Source organism: Bradyrhizobium sp. AZCC 1693, assembly GCF_036924745.1.
In the GTDB taxonomy this organism is placed as follows: domain Bacteria; phylum Pseudomonadota; class Alphaproteobacteria; order Rhizobiales; family Xanthobacteraceae; genus Bradyrhizobium.
This window is the reverse complement of sequence record NZ_JAZHSD010000001.1, coordinates 4,423,822-4,442,652: the sequence shown is the minus strand read 5'-3', so window position 1 is coordinate 4,442,652 and position 18,831 is coordinate 4,423,822. Positions and strand designations below refer to the sequence as shown.

Here is an 18,831-nt window from a genome sequence, read left to right as displayed (position 1 = left end):
AGATGTGCTGCCGCTGTTTTGTTAGGCCCAGAGTTTTAGGTTCATGCTCGTCCTCGTAGAACAATCGCTGAACGGCCTGCAGTTCGGGCTGCTGCTGTTTTTGCTGGCGGCCGGCCTGACGCTGGTGTTCGGCATCATGGACTTCGTCAACCTGGCGCACGGCTCGCTCTACATGATGGGCGCGTACTTCGCCGCCACCTTCGTGGCGTGGACGAACAGTTTCGTGCTCGGCATCCTGCTGGCGCTCGGCGCCACGCTGCTGCTGGGCATCGCGCTCGAATTCATCGCGCTCCGGCATCTCTACGGCCGCGACCACCTCGATCAGGTGCTGGCGACCTTCGGGCTGATTCTTTTCTTCAATGACGCGGTGCGACTGGTCTGGGGCCCGGCCGGCCTGTCGTTGCCGCTGCCGGCCTGGCTGACCGTGCCGGTGCAGATCGTCCCCGGCGTGTTCTATCCGGCCTATCGGCTGTCGATCATCGTGGTCGCGCTGGCGGTCGCGGCGCTGCTTTATATCGTCGTGATGCGGACCCGCATCGGCATGCTGATCCGCGCCGGCGCCTCGAACCGCGAAATGATCGGCGCGCTCGGCATCAACATCAAGCTGCTGTTCACGCTGGTGTTCGGGCTTGGCGCCGCGCTTGCCGGCCTTGCCGGGCTGATGCAGGCGCCGATCCTCACGGTGCAGATCGGCATGGGCGAGAACATCCTGATTCTCGCCTTCGTCATCATTGTGATCGGCGGCATCGGCTCGATCCGCGGCGCGTTCCTGGCCGCGATCTTCGTCGGCATGATCGATACGCTCGGCCGCGCCTTCCTGCCGGATCTCTTACGCATGGTGTTGAGTTCTGCCGCGGCCTCCACCGCGGCACCCGCATTGTCCTCGATGCTGATCTATCTGCTGATGGCCATCGTCCTGGTGGTGCGGCCGGAGGGGCTGTTTCCGGCCGCCAAGCGATGAAATCTCACATCAACGTCCGCAACGTCGTCGTGGCGCTCGTCGCGCTTGGCCTCACGCTGTTGCCAGTCTATTCCGCGCTGACCGGCAACATCTTCATCCTGACGCTGTTCACCCGCATCGTCATCTTTGCGCTCGCCGCCGCCAGCCTCAACCTCATCATGGGCTATGGCGGCATGATGAGTTTCGGCCACGCCGCCTATCTCGGCATCGGCGGCTATGCGGTTGGCATCCTCGCCTATGAGGGCATCGGCTCCGGCTTCATCCAGTGGCCGGTGGCGCTGGCAGCGTCGGCGCTGTATGCGCTCGTGATCGGCGCGCTGTCGCTGCGCACCCGCGGCGTCTATTTCATCATGATCACGCTCGCCTTCGCGCAGATGGCCTATTACGTCACCTCGGGGCTCTCGCGCTACGGCGGCGACGACGGCCTCACCATCTACAAGCGCAGCACGTTCGGCGGCCTGATTGATCTTTCAAACCGCGTGCAGTTCTACTACCTCTGCCTCGGCTGCCTGTTCGGCGGCATCTACCTGATCTGGCGTATCATCAATTCGCGCTTTGGCATGGTGGTGCAGGGCGTGCGCTCCAACGAGCAGCGCATGCAGGCGATCGGCTTTCATGCCAACCGATATCGTCTGGTCTGTTTCGTCATCTCGGGCACCATCTGCGGCCTTGCCGGCGCGCTGCTGGCGAACAATACCGACTTCGTCAGCCCGGCCGGAATGTACTGGACCCGCTCCGGCGAACTCATGGTGATGGTGGTGTTCGGCGGCATGGGCTCGCTGTTCGGGCCGGTGATCGGCACCATCGTGTTTCTGTTGCTGGAAGAGCTGTTGTCGCAGTTTACCGAATACTGGGCGTTGATCATGGGCCCGCTGTTGCTGCTGATCGTGCTGTTCGCGCGCGGCGGCATCATGGGCGTGCTCGGGAGGTTGAGCCGTGGCTGATTCCTCAGTTGATCCCTTGCTCCGCGTCGAAAATCTGGTCCGCAGCTTCGGCGGTATCAAGGCCACCGACAATCTGTCGCTCGACGTCGCTCCCGGCGAGCTGCACGCCATCATCGGTCCCAACGGCGCCGGCAAGACTACGCTGATCAGCCAGTTGACCGGGCAGTTGATGCCGAATTCCGGCGCCATTCACTTTGCTGGCCGCGACGTCACCGGGGTACCGGCCTATCAGCGCAGCCGGCTTGGGTTGGCGCGATCGTTCCAGATCACGTCGCTGCTGAAGGATTTTACCGCGATCGATAACGTCGCGATCGCGGCGCAGGCGCATGATGGGCACTCGTTCCACTTCTGGGGCGCTGCTCGCAAGGAGAAGCATCTGCGCGACGCGGCGCAGGCCGCGCTGACGCGGGTAGGGCTTGCGAAACGCGCCGACGTGCTGGTGTCCGAATTGAGCCACGGCGAACAGCGCGAGCTGGAGCTCGCGGTGGCGCTCGCCACCAAGCCGCAATTGCTGCTGCTGGACGAGCCGATGGCCGGCCTCGGCGTCACCGAATCCGCGCGCATGGTGGCGCTATTGAAGGAGCTGCGGAAGGAAGTCACCATCGTGCTGGTCGAGCATGACATGGAGGCGGTGTTCGCGCTCGCCGACCGCATCACCGTTCTGGTCTATGGCCGCGTCATCGCGTCAGGCGATCCCGACGCGATCAGGAACAACGAGGAAGTGAAGCGCGCCTATCTCGGCGACCAGCATGTGGTGGTCGGTCATGGCTGAATCCAGGATGGCTGAGACCTTGCTCGAAATCGACGGCATCGAGACCTGCTATGGCCTCAGCCAGGTGCTGTTCGGGCTTTCGTTGAAGGTTCAGTCCGGCGAGATGGTCGCCCTGATGGGCCGCAACGGCATGGGCAAGACCACCACCATCCGCTCCATCATGGGCATGACGCCGGCCCGCGCCGGCAAGGTGCGTTTCGCCGGCGAGGAAGTGCGCAGCCTGCCGTCGTACAAGATTGCAAAACTCGGCATCGGCCTGGTGCCGGAAGGCCGCCAGATCTTTCCGAACCTGACGGTGTACGAAAATCTGGTCGCAGCCTCGGGCAACCGCCTGGGCAATCCCGATCCCTGGACCATCGACAAAATCCACGCGCTGTTTCCGCGGCTCGCCGAGCGCAGCAGCAACATGGGCGTGACGTTGTCGGGCGGCGAGCAGCAGATGCTGGCGATCGGCCGCGCGCTGATGACCAATCCGAAGCTTCTCATCCTCGATGAAGCCACCGAAGGCCTCGCGCCGCTGATCCGCGAGGAAATCTGGAACTGCCTGTCGATGCTGAAGCGCCGCGGCCAGTCGGTGCTCGTCATCGACAAGAACGTCGCCAACCTCTCCCGCATCGCCGACCGCCATTACATCATCGAGCGCGGTCGGACGGTGTGGAGCGGGACGAGCGAGCAGTTGATCGCCGAGCCGGATCTGCAGCACAGGTATTTGGGGATTTGAGCCATCTCCGTCGTCGTCCCTGCGAACGCAGGGACCCATACCGCGTGATCTATCGATTTAAGAAAGCTGTTCGACGACCTGTCGTAACCAGAAACATTTGTGGTTATGGGTCCCTGCGTTCGCAGGGACGACCGAGAGAGCGCCGCCCCCTCAAAACATCTCGAAATACTCGCGATGCTCCCAGTCCGACACCTCGGCCTGAAACCGTTCGATCTCGGCGTTCTTGATGTGGACGTAATAATCCACGAACTCCGTCCCCAGCGCCTGCCGGAAGAACGGATCCTCCTGCAGCGCAAACACCGCCTCGCGAAGACTCTTCGGCAGCAGCGCAGCCTTGGTCTCGTACGGCGTATCCGCCGACGGGCCAGGATCGAGCTTGCGATCGACACCATCGAGGCCTGAGAGAATCTGCGAAGCCATGTAGAGATAGGGATTGGCCGCGGGTTCGCCGATGCGGTTTTCCAGCCGCGTGGCGCTATCGCCCGCGCCGCCGAGCACGCGGATCATGACGCCGCGGTTGTCGCGGCCCCAGATCGCGCGGTCGGGCGCCAGCGAATAGGAGCGGTAGCGCTTGTAGCCGTTGATGGTCGGCGTCGTGAACACGGTGGAGGCGCGGGCGTGCTCCAAAAGTCCTGCGAGATAGGCGCGGCCGAACTCGCTCAGTGCTTCTCCGGCAGCTTTCGTCATGAACGCATTCTCACCATTCGCGCGCGACACCAGCGATTGATGCAGATGCCAGCCCGAGGCGAACACGTTGGGCAGTTTCGGCCGGCACATGAAGGTCGCGTGATAGCCGTGACGTCGCGCGATCTGCTTCACGGCCGAGCGAAACAGCACCATGTTGTCGGCGGGCGTCAGCCCCTTGGTGGGTGCAAAAGTGAATTCGCACTGGCTTGGACCGAACTCGACCTCGACCGACCGCAGCGGCAGGCCGAGCGCCAGCACGTCGCGGCGGATGATTTCCAGCGCCGGCTCCATCTGGTCGTAGCGCTGCTCGGTCAGGTATTGATAGCCGTGCGACAGCAGGCTGACGGATGGCGGCCTACCGGGCTGGCCGGCATCCTCCGGCGTCATGTGCGCGTCTTCGAGCTTGAAGAGGTGGAATTCGACCTCGAGCCCTGCGACGAAATCGTAACCGCGGCTTCCCAGTTGATCGAGTATCTTGCGATAGAGATGTCTTGTCGCAAAAGGCACCGGCCGGCCGTCGCTGAAATAGAGGTCGCACAGCAGCCATCCCGTCGTTGGCGCCCAGGGCAGCACGCGAAACGTGGTGGGGTCCGCGACCATCAACACATCGGCAGCGCCCTCCATCTCCTTCATGCCGAAACCGCCGCCCGCCGTGAACACCGGGAACACCGTCTTGTGCGAGGTGTCCTTGGCGAGCATCGTGGTGGTAATGGAGCAGCCGCTTTCGAGCGAGGCCAGCGCTTCGCTCGCCACCAGCGTCTTGCCGCGCAAAATGCCGTGCTGATCGGGGAATGACAGCCTGACGACTTCGAGATTTTTCTCTTCGACGATCTTGCGCAGGCGGCTGGCAGCCTCCTGCTGCTCTTTCGACCACAGCCCGTGACGTTCGACGAAACTCAACGCGCAGCTCCTGCGAGTCTGACTTGAGGCATTGGAATAGCGCTATATCGGCCGTCATTGCGAGCGAAGCGAAGCAATCCATAGTGCCGCAAGCGTCGGCATGGATTGCTTCGCTGCGCTCGCAATGACGGGGAGGGAGCCATCACTCCGCCGCCGACAAATGCCGGATCTTGCCGGCGATCTCGGCCGGCACGGGTGCCGCCCACGGCGCGCCGCGGCGGCGCTTGACGTCGACTTCCATCCAGTAGATTTCCCAGCCGCGCGTCGGCCCGATGCCGTCCATCGTCGCCGGGCCCTGGATGCTGCGCGCATGCGCGGCGTCCAGGAACATGAACGGCTTTTCGCCGCCTGCGGCTTTCTCGATCTCCTGCCGCAGCAGTCGGCGATATTGCACGATCGCCTTGTCGGAGGTGCCGAGATGCTCGTTGGTGCGGTCCTGGATCGCGCCCATCGATTCCACCGCCCACTGGTCGTGGACGTTGATGTCGGTCCCCATGCCGGTATAGGTCTCGGTCGCCTGTTCGTGCGGATCAAAACCGTAATCGTTGCTCTTGTTCTTGCGCGAGGTGTAATCCGGCAGCTCGTACAATTCGAGACGCTGGTCGCGCATCTTCTTCTTGTCGACCGGTGCCGTGTAGCTGGTGAAGATCGCGTACCAGTAGCAGTTCTCGTCATCGATAGGCACATGCCACTGCGTGATCGTCATCTCCTGGCTCATCGGGATGACGAAGCCGTGCGGGAAGAGCTGGTTGGTGACGCGAACATGCGTCCGTTCCTCGTCGATCTCGCGCAGCGCAATCAGCCGCAGCCCGTATTCGGTGTGCTCGACATTGATGATCGGGTTGTCGTACTCGCGCAAAATCTTCGTCATCGGCATTTCGCTTCCGGCGGAAGCGCCGCGGAACTGCTTGCCGTAGGCAGTGGAAGTATCTTCGTCCTCGAAGAAGCGATGCAGGAACGAGGCGTGCGCCGGATCGATGCCGACTTCCAGCGCCTGCAGCCAGTTGCAATTGATGTGGCCCTTGAACGCAAAGGTATGGCTGTCGGGCGCGACGAAGCAGTCGATCTCCGGAAACGCCGGCGGCTCGCCTTCGCCCAAATATGCCCAGAGGATGCCGCTCTTCTCGACCACGGGATAGGAGCGCTGCTTGATGCCCTGGCACAGCTTGGAGTCCTTCGGCTCCGCGGGCGTCTCCAGGCACTGGCCGCTGACATCGAACAGCCAGCCATGAAAGGCGCAGCGCAGCCCGCCATTCTCGAGCCGCCCGAAGGCGAGGTCGGCGCCGCGATGCGCGCAATGGCGGTCGATCAGGCCGTAGCGGCCTTCCTCGTCGCGAAACAGCACCAGGTTTTCGCCGAGCAATTTGACGGGGCGCACCGGCCGCGGACCCTGCAGCTCTTCCACCAGCGCCGCCGGTTGCCAGTACATCCGCATTAGCTTGCCGCAGGGGTCCTTGCGGCCGGTGCGGGTAATCAAGTCGTTCGCTTCCTGGCTCATCATGGCGAGGATCTCCGCATATCCATTTGTTCGCCTATTGAACTTCTGTGCGATTTTAACGTAGACTTGGCGTTAGGCAAGCGGATTATGGAGGCAGCGATGCCGAAGCTTAAGCGCGTGGGGGACACAGACAACCGCGGCGCGACCGATTTCATCGAAAGCCTCGATCGCGGCCTGCGCGTGCTGGAAGTGTTTGGCGGCAGCCGGCAGCCCATGACATTGAGCGATCTCGCCAAGGCCGCCGACCTGCCGCGCGCGACCGCGCGGCGGATTCTCCTCACGCTCGAACGCGCCGGCTTCGTCGCAACCGACGGCAAGCTGTTCCGCCTGATGCCGCGTGTGCTGGTGCTGGCCTCGAGCTATCTCGCTTCCAACCACGTCGTCTCGGTGCTGCAGCCCGCGCTCGATAAATTGTCGGGCGAGGCGCAGGAAATCTCGTCGATGGCGATCCTTGACGGCAATGATGTCGTCTTCATCGCCCGCGCCAGCCCGACGCGGATATTTTCCGCGGGCATCGATATCGGCTACCGGCTGCCGGCCTTCTGCACCTCGGTTGGCCGCGTGCTGCTGTCGCGGCTGCCGGACGGCGAACTGGCCGCGGCGCTCGGCAAAATGGATCTCACGCCGCTGACGCCGTTCACGGTGACCGACAAAAAACTGTTGCTGAAGACGATCATCGCCGATCGCGCGGAAGGTTATTCGCTGGTCGATCGCGAAGCCGAGCCGGGATTCCGCTCGATCTCGGTGCCGGTCCGCCGCTATGACGGAACAATCGTCGCCGCCATCAACATGGGCGCGCATGTCGACCGCGTGTCATCAGCCGAGATGGTCGAGCGCTTTTTGCCGCGCCTGCGTGCGGCGGCGGCCTCGGTCAAATCGATGCTGGTGTGAGCCCGAAATGACGGGCGATGTGCTGCGCGATCGCTTCCGCCGAATTCACCCCGGTATCCAGCTTGAGGCAGTCGGGCCGCGGCACCGCCGCGAAGTCGTAGCTGTCGAGATATTTGATCAGGCTTGCTCCTGACGTCATCTTCCGCCGTTCGACCCGGTCCGGATTGCCAACCCGCCGCGTCGCTTCTTCCCGCGAGCAGTGCAGGAAGACCGGAAGCAATTCGCCGCCATGCCGCTGCATGATTTCTTCGAATTTGCCGAACTGGGTGCGGTCGTCAGGTTCGGCATAGCAGAAGGTCGTAACCAGCAGCGGCACGCCGTGCTCGGCGGCAGCACTGATGGCCGACCATCTGACGTCATGGACCAACTTCCAGAATCCGGGTGCGCCGAAATCGAACACCATAAGCGCCAGATCGATGGCGGCGTGATTGTCCATCAGCCGCCCCGGCACGATCCGGAGCAACGCCTTTGCCACCGTCAGCTTGCCGACCGCGGGCGATCCATGGAGAAAAAGCAGTTTCATGCGCGATCAGTATCTCGTCTCCACGAGGAAGTCTGTCGCATCGCCGATATCTGATCAGGCGCGCTATGGCGCGGGCCGGTGCTTCAGCGCGGCGTCGATCGCCTCGAACTTGGCGACGATTTGCGGGGTCACGACATAGCGAAGGATGCCGGCGACCGACAGGCCGACGATCATCGCGACGATCGTGTACTGCGCCATCAACGCCAGCAATATCGAACGCAGCCGGCGCCGCCGAACTTTCGGCGCGCTGGCGACAGTAAGGATGGCGGCGCCTTCGTCTTCAACTGCGCTCATGCGATCTAGAGTTCGGATAGAAGCTGATCGAGGCGCGACTGGAGCCGCCGGTTTGCCCGTTCGGTCGCGCGCAGCTTGCGCGCCAGGTCCAGCGGAATGACGTCGCTCGTCTCCTGGACGGTATTTTGCACATCTGAAAACACCAGGCCGGCGGCGTTGTGATCGCGCCAGACGAGGTGGGCCCGGCACGAGAGACCCCTGCGCTCGATCTCGAAATCAACCCGGTCGGGGATCATGGCCGAATTCTCGAATTCGATCTTTGCGCCGTGCTTGCTGAAATTGCGCACGACGCAGGCAAGCGTCGAATTGCGGGCGTTGAACGCGACTAGTCCACCATAGTAAACGCGGCTTCTGGGCAATTGACGGCGCTCGAGCATGTGCTGTCTTCCATATGTTTAACGCTTTAGTAACACACTTTGAGGCTGTGTTGCTGCAGGCGTTCGCATGGAAAGTGTGCGGTGGTTAACGGAGGCGTTCGTCTCCGGCCGCAGCCGTTGGGGGCACCGCTCTGCGTGGCCCGGGCCTCGGGGGTATGGGCGATCGTTCCGCCGAAATATTCAGGAGACGGCGCTGCGCAGGCCGAATGCGTGCTTGTCGTGCAGCACCGGCGCCACCGCATCGCTGAGCCGCGCCGCGGCCGCATCGACGGAAAGCCCTGCGGTATCGACCACGGCGGAAGCCCGCGCATAAAGCGGTTCGCGGCTGACCAGGATGTTGCGCAGTTCCGCCATCGCCGAGCGGTCATCCGCCATCGGGCGCAGATCGCCCTGGCCGCGGACGCGGGCCATGTGCTCTTCCGGCTCGGCCTTGAGCCAGATGGTGTAGAACGACGACAGGATCAGGTCGAACGTCAACGGCTCGGAGACGATGCCGCCGCCGGTCGCCAGCACCATCAGCTCTTTCCGCGCCAGCAACTGGCCGAGCGCCGCCTGCTCCATGCGGCGAAAACCTTCCTGGCCGTAGAGCGCGATGATCTCCGCGACGGACAGCCCGTTCTCGCGTTCGACTTCCTTGTTGAGCTCGACGAACTTCCAGCCGATCTTTTTCGCCAGCATCCTGCCAAGGGTGGATTTGCCGGCGCCGCGCAGGCCGATCAGGGCGATGCCGGCAAACGTGATCCGCCGCTGCGCCGAAGGGCCGCCGCCGGCGAGCGCATCCTTGGCCTGCGCGATCTGGGCGGGCGTCGCCTTGCGCAGGAGATCGCGGATGATGGCCCAGTCGGGCGCCGGTTCGGTGGCGGGGATGAGGTCTTCCAGATGTGCGCCCATCGCGTTCGACACGCGCCGCAGCAGCACGATCGAGACATTGCCCTTGCCGCTTTCGAGCTGCGCGATATAGCGCTCGGAAATTCCCGACACCTTGGCGAGCACTTTTCGCGACATGCCGCGCAGCGCCCGCATGGTGCGCACGCGCTGGCCGAGCTGCTCGAGAAAACCGGTTTCGGGGTCGCTGGCCTCGGTCAATTTGCCTCGTTCGGCTTTGCCGATAGTTGGACGGTTTTCGGAAACATAATGCCGATGAGGATTGACAGCAAGCGTGGCTGGTGTCTTTGTATGAATTATAATTCTTAAAACCTGGGGAGAAGCGTCGTGAGCGGCACGTCCGGTTCGTACAATGCGGTGACCTGGCTGCTCGATCGTAATGTCGACGAGGGCCGCGGGGCCAAGCTCGCCTTTACCGATACCATCTCCGAGCTCACCTATGGCGATCTGCAGCGGCAGACCCGCCGCATGGCCAACATGCTGCGCCGGCTCGGCGTTCGCCGCGAAGAGCGCGTGGCGATGATCATGCTGGATACGGTGGATTTCCCCGCCGTCTTTCTCGGCGCGATCCGCGCCGGCATCGTACCAGTGCCGCTCAACACGCTGCTGACGTCGGAGCAATATGCCTACATCCTGGGGGATTGCCGCGCGCGCGTGCTGTTCGTCTCCGAAGCGCTGCTTTCGGTGGTGAAAGACATCGTCGCGCGGTTGCCCGATCTCGAGCACGTCGTCGTGTCCGGCAAGGACGCCCACGGCTACAACAAGCTCGCAGATGAGCTCGCGCGCGAGAGCGATACGTTTGCGACCGCGGCGACGCATCCCGACGAGCCCGCGTTCTGGCTGTATTCGTCGGGCTCGACCGGCATGCCGAAGGGCGTGCGGCACCTGCATGCCAATCTCGCCGCGACCGCCGATACCTACGCCAGGCAGGTGCTCGGCATTCGCGAGGACGATGTCTGTCTGTCGGCAGCCAAACTGTTCTTCGCCTATGGCCTCGGCAATGCGCTGACGTTTCCGATGTCGGTCGGTGCCACCACGGTCCTGCACACCGACCGGCCGACGCCGGCCGCGATGTTCGCGCTGATGAACAAGTATAACCCGACCATCTTCTATGGTGTGCCGACGCTGTTCGCCGCGATGCTCAACGACGAGACGATGAAGGATGCCCGCGCCGGCACACGCCTGCGCATCTGCACCTCCGCCGGCGAGGCGCTGCCCGAATCGGTCGGCAATGCCTGGAAGGCGCGGTTCGGCGTCGACATTCTCGACGGCGTCGGCTCGACCGAGCTGTTGCACATCTTCCTGTCCAACGCGCCCGGCGACATCAAATACGGCTCCTCTGGCCGTCCGGTTCCCGGCTACAAGGTGCGGCTGGTCAACGAAGCGGGCGCTGAGGTGGCCGATGGCGAGGTCGGCGAATTGCTGGTCGATGCGCCCTCGGCTGGCGAGGGCTACTGGAACCAGCGCGCCAAGAGCCGTTCGACCTTCGAGGGCCCCTGGACCCGCACCGGCGACAAATATATCCGCGACGCCGACGGCCGTTACACCTTCTGCGGCCGCTCTGACGACATGTTCAAGGTCTCCGGCATCTGGGTCTCGCCGTTCGAGGTCGAGAGCGCGCTGATCACCCACCCGGCCGTGCTCGAAGCCGCCGTGGTGCCCGAGGCCGACCCTGAAGGATTGTTGAAGCCGAAAGCCTTCGTCGTGCTGCGCGCCGATAGCAAAACCGACGGCCTGCATGAGGCGTTGAAGGAGCACGTCAAGCAGAAGATCGGCCCGTGGAAATATCCGCGCTGGATCGACGTGGTGGAGAGTTTGCCGAAGACGGCGACGGGGAAGATTCAGCGGTTCAAGTTGCGGGATGGCGCATCGTAACTTCTCTCACGTCGTCCCTGCCTAGTGCGCAATTGCGCACGGGAGCAGGGACCCATAACCACCGGCCCTTGTTGTAGTCGAAGGTCTCGTACATCGCGCGTGAACGGATAAGCCGCGGCGTATGGGTCCCTGCTTTCGCAGGGACGACGGGAGTGAGGAGTGCGACGTCTGGATCACTTTCGGAAAGCTTACGACATGACCACCCTAACCCCCTCTGGCTTCCTCACCGTCGGCGCCTCCCATCTCGAATACCGCATGATCGGCCCGTCGCCCGAGGCCGCGCCGACCATCGTGGTGCTGCATGAGGGGCTCGGATCGGCCGGGCTATGGGGCGACTTTCCCGAAAAACTTCAGGCCGCGACCGGCGCGGGCGTGTTCGTCTATTCACGCGCGGGCTACGGCGCCTCGACGCCGGTGAAACTGCCGCGGCCGCTCGACTACATGCATGTCGAGGCGCTCGACGTATTGCCAAAGCTGCTCGACAAGATCGGCTTTCGCCGCGGGCTGCTGCTCGGACATTCCGATGGCGCCTCGATCGCGGCGATCTATGCGGGTTCGCATCAGGATCACCGCGTGCAGGGCCTTGCGCTGATCGCCCCGCATTTCATCGTCGAGGATATTTCCGTCGCCTCGATTGCGCAGATCAGGAACGCCTACGAGACCACGAACCTGAAGGGGAAGCTTTCGCGCTGGCACAGGGACGTCGACAATGCCTTCTATGGCTGGAACGGCGCCTGGCTCGATCCGGACTTCCGCAACTGGGATATTTCCGAATACCTCGCCTATATCCGCGTACCGGTGGCGATCCTGCAGGGTGTGGACGACCAGTATGGAACAATGCGCCAGGTCGAGATCGCGCAGGAAGAGTGCTACTGTCCGGTCGATGTGACTGTGATCCCGGGAGCGGGACATCAGCCGCATCGCGAAGCACCGGGGCCGACGCTCGATGCGATTTCGGAATTCGCAAACGCGGTGTTGCATGTCGATGACGGCTCGCAGGGACGGGCCGCGCAACGCGTTTCGTGATACGTTTCTCTTCGCGCTTCGCTTCACGTTTTTTTCGGCGATATCCCGATGACCGCGCCGCCCTCAGGCGCCGGCCATCTGCCGCTGCCGCGTTGGGCCTACGTGCCCGGCGAGTCCGAGAAATCCAGCGCCGATTACGAAACGCTGGCGCAGATCACCGCTCTGGTGCCGCCGCGCTTCGGCGGCCACGTGCCGGCGCGCCACCCGGCGCTGCGCTACGGCATCATGCTCAACGACCGCGGCTACTTCTGGGAGTCGCAGGAGATCCTGGAAGCGGTGTGGGCGGCAGCGCCGCAGGGCGGCCGCGAACGGATCCTGTTGCGGGCCTGCATCCTGATCGCGACCGCGAATTTGCGGCTGCGCATGCAGAAGGCGCATGTCGCGACACGCCTGTTCGGCGAAGCGCTCGGCGAGCTCGAGGCGTTGGGCATGCGCAGTGCCGGCGGCGACGGCTTTGCCGACAGCTTTCCGGTCGCAGCGCTGGCGGCGGTCATCAAGGCCAAATTGGCCCAGCCGCAGCTCGGAAAGGCCGATGGCGTGGCATTCGCCGCTGCTGGCCGAACATGAAACAAAATGCATGTTCCTGCGTTTCAGGCTGGACTTTCTAAAAAACATGCACTATTGTGCATCTAACAAACCAGGCAACGCTTGAGAAAACGAACAAGCTCGAGAAAACGACAGAGGGTGGCCCATGGCCGGTGACGATCGCGTCCTCGCAGGCGGCGCGAAATACATCGATTTTCAAACCGATCCGTCGCGCTACCGGCACTGGAAGCTGGCCGTGGAGGGCGATGTCGCGACACTGACCATGGATGTCGACGAGAATGGCGGCCTGTTCGAAGGCTATCAGCTCAAGCTGAACTCCTACGATCTCGGCGTCGACATCGAGCTCGCCGATGCCGTGCAGCGGCTACGTTTCGAGCATCCCGAAGTGAAGGCGGTGGTGATGCGATCGGCTAAGAACCGCGTGTTCTGCGCCGGCGCCAATATCCGCATGCTGGCGGGCGCCACCCACGCCCACAAAGTCAATTTCTGCAAATTCACCAACGAGACCCGCAACGGCCTGGAAGATTCATCGGAGAATTCCGGACAGCGCTTCATCACCGTCGTCAACGGCACCGCGGCCGGCGGCGGCTACGAGCTGGCGCTGGCGACCGATCACATCATGCTGGCTGATGACGGCGCGGCCGCCGTGTCGTTGCCGGAAGTGCCGCTGCTCGCGGTGCTGCCGGGCACCGGCGGCCTGACGCGGGTGGTCGACAAGCGCAAGGTGCGGCGCGACCATGCCGACTTCTTCTGCACCATCGAGGAAGGCATCAAGGGCAAGCGCGCGGTTGCATGGCGGCTGGTCGACGAGATCGTGCCGAGCAGCAAACTCGAAGGCAAAGTCGCCGATCGGGCCAAAGAATTTGCAGCAAGCTCGAAGCGCAACGGCTCAGGCCCGGGCATCGCGCTCGCGCCGCTCAACCGCACCATCGACGACAGCGGCATCCGCTATGGTTTTGTCAATGTCGACATCGATCGCGCGCAGCGGATCGCGACCATTTCGATCAAGGCGCCGGAAGCGGCCCCGCCCGGTGATATCGACGGCCTGATCGCGCAAGGCGCGTCGTTCTGGCCGCTGCAGGTCGCGCGCGAGCTTGACGATGCGATCCTTCATTTGCGCATCAACGAACTCGAAATAGCGATGCTGCTGTTCAAATCGCATGGCGATGCCGCCAATGTGGTGGCCTGCGACGCCTTCCTCGAAGCCAACAAGGCGCACTGGCTGGTCAACGAGATCAGGCATTACTGGAAGCGGGTGTTGAAGCGCATCGACGTCACCTCGCGCACGCTGGTGACATTGGTCGAGCCCGGCTCCTGCTTTGCGGGCACGCTCGCCGAACTCGTGTTCGCCGCCGACCGCTCCTACATGCTGATCGGCTCGCGGCAGGGCGACAACCGCGCGCCTCCCGCGATCCAGCTCACCGCCATGAATTTCGGCCCCTATCCGATGAGCCACGGTCTGACCCGCCTGCAATCGCGCTTCCAGGCCGATCCGTCCGATCTGGAGCGCGCGGAAGCCACCATCGGCACGTCGCTCGATGCGGAGGAGGCCGAAGAGCTCGGCCTCGTCACCTTCGCGCTCGACGACATCGATTGGGACGACGAGGTGCGGGTGTTCCTGGAGGAGCGCACGTCCTTCTCGCCCGACGGCCTCACCGGCATGGAAGCGAATCTGCGCTTCGTCGGGCCAGAGACCATGGAATCGAAGATCTTCTCCCGCCTTACGGCGTGGCAGAACTGGATCTTCCAGCGCCCCAATGCGGTCGGCGAGGACGGCGCGCTGCGCCGCTACGGCACCGGCCAGAAGGCGCAATTCGATATGACGAGAGTTTAAGTCCGTGTCCCGGGCGCTGCGCGGCACGCTTGTGGCGTGGCTCGCAGAACCGGGACCCACCTCAGCCACCGAAATAGGTCCCGGCTCTGCGGTGCATCGTGAAGAACGCTGCACCGCGTCCGGGACACGAGACCGAACCACGGGAGGCCCCCAATGAACTTCATGAACGTCGACTATTCGACCAAGATTCCCAACAACGTCAATCTCAGCGAGGACCGCCAGGTCCTGAAGGCGCTCGAGGGCTGGCATCCCGGTTACATGGACTGGTGGGGCGATATGGGGCCGGAAGGCTTTCAGCAGTCGCTAGTGTACCTGCGCACCGCCTATTCGGTCGATCCGCGCGGCTGGGCGAAGTTCGACTACGTCAAGATGCCGGAATATCGCTGGGGCATCTTGCTGGCGCCGCAGGAAGAGAACCGCGTCATTCCCTTCGGCGAAAATTACGGCAAGCCGGCCTGGCAGGAAGTCCCGGGCGAACACCGCGCCACGCTGCGCCGCCTGATCGTGATCCAGGGCGACACCGAGCCTGCCTCCGTCGAACAGCAGCGCCATCTCGGCAAGACCGCGCCCTCGCTCTATGATTTGCGCAATTTGTTCCAGGTCAATGTCGAGGAAGGCCGCCATCTCTGGGCGATGGTCTATCTGCTGCAGAAGTATTTCGGCCGCGACGGCCGCGAGGAGGCGGATGATTTGTTGCGCCGCCGCTCCGGCGACGCGGACTCACCGCGCATGCTCGGCGCCTTCAACGAGGCGACGCCGGACTGGCTGTCGTTCTTCATGTTTACCTACTTCACCGACCGCGACGGCAAGATGCAGCTGCACTCGCTGGCGCAGTCCGGCTTCGATCCGCTGTCGCGCACCTGCCGCTTCATGCTGACCGAAGAGGCGCATCACATGTTCGTCGGCGAGACCGGCATCAGCCGCGTCGTGCAGCGTACCTGCGAGGCGATGAAGGAAGCCGGCATCACCGATCCCACCGATATCGCCAAAGTCCGCGCGCTCGGCGTGATCGACCTGCCGACCATCCAGAAGAAGCTGAACCTGCATTATTCGCTGTCGCTCGATCTGTTCGGCTCGGAAGTCTCGACCAACGCGGCGAATGCCTTCAATGCCGGCATCAAGGGCCGCTACAAGGAAACCCAGATCGACGACGACCACCAGCTCAAGAACGCGACCTATCCGGTGCTCAAGCTGGTCGACGGCGTGATCAAGCGCGTCGACGAGCCGGCGCTGACCGCGCTCAACATGCGGCTGCGCGACGACTACACGCAGGACTGCGTCAAGGGCATGCTGCGCTGGAACAAGATCATTTCGCTCGCCGGCTATCAGTACAAGCTGACGCTGCCGAACGTCGCGTTCCATCGCCAGATCGGCGAGTTCAAGGATATCCACGCCACGCCGGAAGGCATCCTGATCGACGATGCCACCTGGAACCAACGCAAGGGCGAATGGTTGCCTTCCACGCAGGACGGCGATTTCATCGCCTCGCTGATGAAACCGGTGACCGAAGTCGGCGTCTACGCCAACTGGATCTCGCCGCCGAAAGTCGGCATCGACAACAAGCCCGGCGATTTCGAGTACGTGAAGATCGAGACGTGATCTCTACGTCGTGGCGTTCGCCGGGACGACGCGGGGCGAGAACCCATCAACTTGTCGCCCCTGCGAAAGCAGGGGCCCATACGCCGCGGCCCATGTAATGGGCACATTGGAAGACGGCTTCGGTTCAGCAACTCACGACCGTAATCGACCAACGCAGAGCGTCAGCCACCGCGTCTCATCGTTAGATCACGCGGTATGGGTCCCTGCGTTCGCACATCGGCGCTAAAATAGTGTTGCGGGTCGGAATCGTTTGTGATTCCAGCGTGTCATGAGGCACGAATCACTGGTGAATGAGGACTGGGCGAACGTTGTCGCCCGGCTTGGCGGGGTGGAAACGCTTGAAGTTACGGCGCGTAAGACGAGAGCGTTTTTGCGTCCGCGTGAGATCACCAATGCGGTGGATTTGCTGAGATTGATCTTGGCTTACTGTCTGGGCGAGCGCGGATTGCGCTCGACCGTTGCATGGGCGACATCGGTAGGTCTTGTCGATATTTCCAACGTGGCTCTGCTATATCGACTGCGTCAGTGCGGGGACTGGTTCGCAATGCTGGTGGGTCAGGTACTTGCGGCCACTGCCCCGTCAGCGAGCCGGGGACGAATGATCCGCATCATCGATGCCACTTCGGTGCCGAAGAAAGGATCGGAGGCCAGGAAGAAGAACAAGGTGTGGCGCATCCACAGCGCGTTCGATCTGCCGCAGGAACGCTTTGGCCACTTCGAACTGACCGATCAGCGGGCGGGCGAGACGCTCGACCGGATACCGGCGGTGGCTGGAGAGATCCGCCTTGCCGATCGCGCCTATTTGCAACCGGACCGCATGGCGACCCTGCTCGAAGCCGGAGCGGACCTCGTGATCCGGGCCGGCTGGAAGAGCGCGCGCTGGCTCGATGCCGAAGGTGAGGTGTTCGATCTCCTCGCCGCGTTGCGCAAGGCGGCAGTCCGCGGGCTGATCGATCGGCCGATCTGGGTAAAACGCAAGCGCGGCGCACCTCTCGCCTTGCGTCTGGTCGCCATCAAGAAGCCGGTGCAGGCGGCTGCCGACGCGCGACGCAAGGCGCGCCGCGACGCACAGCGAGGCGGTCACCAACTCTCGAAGCAAACGCTCGAGGCCGCCGAATGGGTGATCCTGATCACCTCACTCAAGCCCAAGGACTTCGCAACCGCCGATGTCCTGGCCCTATATCGCCTTCGATGGCGGATCGAACTCGGCTTCAAACGATTGAAGAGTCTGATCGGCCTGAAGGGACCGCCAGGAACCGATGAAGGCTCCGCCAGACCCCACGTTCTGGCTCATCTATTGGCCATTCTGCTGCTCGAGCCGTTCATCGACGAACTCGAGGTCTCTCCCCGCTTGGCCGAAGCCGCCTGACGCCGCCTGGCGCTTGGCGTCTGCTTCAGAATCTCGTCGCCTCGCTGCTTCAGGCGATTATCCCACAGCCCACAATCGCCTGCCTGCGCCGGTCAAAGTCGGCGCTCCAGCGCCATCTTCGCGAACCCCCAAGAAAACGCACGTATCAAACAATGATCCAACTACCTTAGCGCCTATGTGCGTTCGCAGGGACGACGCCAGTCTTTGAAGCCACGGCTTACCCCGCGATCTCGAGTCCCGCGTTCGCATAAACCACGCCGCCATCGACGGCGATGGTGTTGCCGATCACATAATCGCCCGCACGCGAGGCGAGATAGATCGCCACCCCCGCCATATCCTCGTCGGTTCCGATCCGACGCGCCGGAATGCGCTTTGCGACTTCGTCCGAGTGGTCGCGCGCGGCCCGGTTCATGTCCGACTTGAACGCGCCGGGCGCGATCGCGGTGACATTGATATTGTCCTTGATCAGTTTCGTCGCCATGCGCCGCGTCAGATGGATCACGGCGGCTTTGCTCGCGGCGTAGGAATAGGTCTCGCTCGGGTTGACGAAGATGCCGTCGACGGAGGCGATGTTGATGACCTTGGCCGGCCGTTCGGGCGAGGCCGCCGCGCGCAGCGGTTTCGCCAGCGCCTTGGTCAAAAAGAACAGCGACTTGACGTTGAGGTCCATGACCTTGTCCCAGCCGCTTTCGGGGAATTCGTCGAACTCCGCGCCCCAGGCAGCGCCCGCGTTGTTGACGAGAATGTCGAGCTTCGGCTCCAGCTTGATGATTTCGCCGGCGAGTTTGTCGCAGCCCGCAACCGTGGAGATGTCGATCGGCAGCGCGATGCATTCGCCGTCATAGGCGGCGGACAGTTCTTTCGCGGTCGCCTCGCAGGGCCCGGCCTTGCGCGCCGTGATGTAGACCTTCGCCGCGCCTTGCGCGAGAAAACCGGCCGCGATCATCTTGCCGATGCCGCGCGAGCCGCCCGTCACCAGCGCGACGCGGCCGTTAAGCGAAAACAGATCCTTGAACATGCGTTCCTCCATTGGCTTTGCCGCTGGTTTTGGGCGGGGGAGGGCGGCGAGTCAACTCTTCCCCTCTCCCCTTGTGGGAGAGGGTGGACGCGATGCGAAGCATCGCGGACG

The 18,831-nt window shown here is 63.2% G+C and carries 18 protein-coding genes; 11 read left to right on the top strand and 7 right to left on the bottom strand.

Annotated elements, in window-relative coordinates:
* Positions 1-43: 43 nt before the first annotated feature.
* From V1293_RS21270 to V1293_RS21255, 4 genes are read left to right on the top strand one after another with little or no spacing between them, the layout of a single operon-like run.
* Entirely contained in the window at positions 44-961 is a 918-nt protein-coding gene (locus V1293_RS21270) for a branched-chain amino acid ABC transporter permease (protein WP_334511945.1), read from the top strand.
* Positions 958-1,905 carry a branched-chain amino acid ABC transporter permease gene (locus V1293_RS21265; RefSeq protein WP_334511943.1) on the top strand — a complete coding sequence of 316 codons (948 nt, stop codon included), beginning with the start codon at positions 958-960 and terminating at the stop codon, positions 1,903-1,905. Before V1293_RS21270 ends, V1293_RS21265 begins: the two co-directional genes overlap by 4 nt.
* Positions 1,898-2,677: an ABC transporter ATP-binding protein gene (locus V1293_RS21260; RefSeq protein WP_334511941.1), complete on the top strand. Its 780-nt coding sequence runs from the start codon at positions 1,898-1,900 to the stop codon at positions 2,675-2,677. Before V1293_RS21265 ends, V1293_RS21260 begins: the two co-directional genes overlap by 8 nt.
* Positions 2,670-3,398 carry an ABC transporter ATP-binding protein gene (locus V1293_RS21255; RefSeq protein ID WP_334511939.1) on the top strand — a complete coding sequence of 243 codons (729 nt, stop codon included), beginning with the start codon at positions 2,670-2,672 and terminating at the stop codon, positions 3,396-3,398. The genes V1293_RS21260 and V1293_RS21255 overlap by 8 nt, the downstream gene beginning before the upstream one ends.
* Before the next feature lie 150 nt (positions 3,399-3,548).
* On the opposite strand, the gene V1293_RS21250 is transcribed toward V1293_RS21255, so the two are convergent.
* Positions 3,549-4,985, bottom strand: a complete 1,437-nt coding sequence (locus tag V1293_RS21250; RefSeq protein ID WP_334511937.1) for a glutamine synthetase family protein — start codon at positions 4,983-4,985, stop codon at positions 3,549-3,551.
* A 142-nt stretch (positions 4,986-5,127) separates the two neighbouring features.
* Positions 5,128-6,486 (bottom strand): aromatic ring-hydroxylating dioxygenase subunit alpha, encoded by a 1,359-nt coding sequence (locus tag V1293_RS21245; protein ID WP_334511935.1) that lies wholly within the window; start codon positions 6,484-6,486, stop codon positions 5,128-5,130.
* A 96-nt stretch (positions 6,487-6,582) separates the two neighbouring features.
* Here V1293_RS21245 and V1293_RS21240 point away from each other — a divergent pair, with 96 nt between their 5' ends.
* The gene (locus V1293_RS21240; RefSeq protein ID WP_334511934.1) at positions 6,583-7,374 is read left to right on the top strand and encodes an IclR family transcriptional regulator domain-containing protein; all 792 of its coding nucleotides are present in this window, start codon (positions 6,583-6,585) and stop codon (positions 7,372-7,374) included.
* On the opposite strand, the gene V1293_RS21235 is transcribed toward V1293_RS21240, so the two are convergent.
* From V1293_RS21235 to V1293_RS21220, 4 genes are all read right to left on the bottom strand, one after another.
* Positions 7,355-7,897 carry a hypothetical protein gene (locus tag V1293_RS21235; RefSeq protein ID WP_334511933.1) on the bottom strand — a complete coding sequence of 181 codons (543 nt, stop codon included), beginning with the start codon at positions 7,895-7,897 and terminating at the stop codon, positions 7,355-7,357. The genes V1293_RS21240 and V1293_RS21235 overlap by 20 nt on opposite strands.
* 63 nt (positions 7,898-7,960) lie before the next feature.
* Positions 7,961-8,191, bottom strand: coding sequence for a hypothetical protein (locus V1293_RS21230; RefSeq protein ID WP_334511932.1), 231 nt, complete (start codon positions 8,189-8,191; stop codon positions 7,961-7,963).
* A gap of 5 nt (positions 8,192-8,196) precedes the next feature.
* A complete protein-coding gene (locus V1293_RS21225) occupies positions 8,197-8,568 on the bottom strand; it encodes a PilZ domain-containing protein (RefSeq protein ID WP_334511931.1) in 372 nt (123 codons plus the stop codon).
* 180 nt (positions 8,569-8,748) lie between these two features.
* On the bottom strand, positions 8,749-9,654 hold the full coding sequence (locus V1293_RS21220; protein ID WP_334511930.1) for a helix-turn-helix transcriptional regulator: 906 nt from the start codon (positions 9,652-9,654) through the stop codon (positions 8,749-8,751).
* A 126-nt stretch (positions 9,655-9,780) separates the two neighbouring features.
* Between V1293_RS21220 and V1293_RS21215 the strand changes: the two genes are divergently transcribed.
* From V1293_RS21215 to V1293_RS21190, 6 genes are all read left to right on the top strand, one after another.
* A complete protein-coding gene (locus V1293_RS21215) occupies positions 9,781-11,328 on the top strand; it encodes a benzoate-CoA ligase family protein (protein WP_334511929.1) in 1,548 nt (515 codons plus the stop codon).
* Positions 11,329-11,523: 195 nt separating this feature from the next.
* Positions 11,524-12,354 (top strand): alpha/beta fold hydrolase, encoded by an 831-nt coding sequence (locus V1293_RS21210; RefSeq protein ID WP_334511927.1) that lies wholly within the window; start codon positions 11,524-11,526, stop codon positions 12,352-12,354.
* A 48-nt stretch (positions 12,355-12,402) separates the two neighbouring features.
* Positions 12,403-12,921 (top strand): DUF309 domain-containing protein, encoded by a 519-nt coding sequence (locus tag V1293_RS21205; protein ID WP_334511925.1) that lies wholly within the window; start codon positions 12,403-12,405, stop codon positions 12,919-12,921.
* Between the two features lie 124 nt (positions 12,922-13,045).
* A complete protein-coding gene (boxC, locus tag V1293_RS21200) occupies positions 13,046-14,734 on the top strand; it encodes a 2,3-epoxybenzoyl-CoA dihydrolase (protein WP_334511923.1) in 1,689 nt (562 codons plus the stop codon).
* Between the two features lie 162 nt (positions 14,735-14,896).
* Positions 14,897-16,333, top strand: a complete 1,437-nt coding sequence (gene boxB / locus V1293_RS21195; protein ID WP_334516825.1) for a benzoyl-CoA 2,3-epoxidase subunit BoxB — start codon at positions 14,897-14,899, stop codon at positions 16,331-16,333.
* A 418-nt stretch (positions 16,334-16,751) separates the two neighbouring features.
* A complete protein-coding gene (locus V1293_RS21190) occupies positions 16,752-17,702 on the top strand; it encodes a transposase (RefSeq protein WP_334507587.1) in 951 nt (316 codons plus the stop codon).
* Between the two features lie 217 nt (positions 17,703-17,919).
* Here V1293_RS21190 and V1293_RS21185 read toward each other — a convergent pair whose 3' ends face one another.
* Complete coding sequence (locus tag V1293_RS21185) at positions 17,920-18,720, bottom strand: SDR family oxidoreductase (protein WP_334511921.1); 801 nt, start codon at positions 18,718-18,720, stop codon at positions 17,920-17,922.
* Between the last annotated feature and the right edge of the window lie 111 nt (positions 18,721-18,831).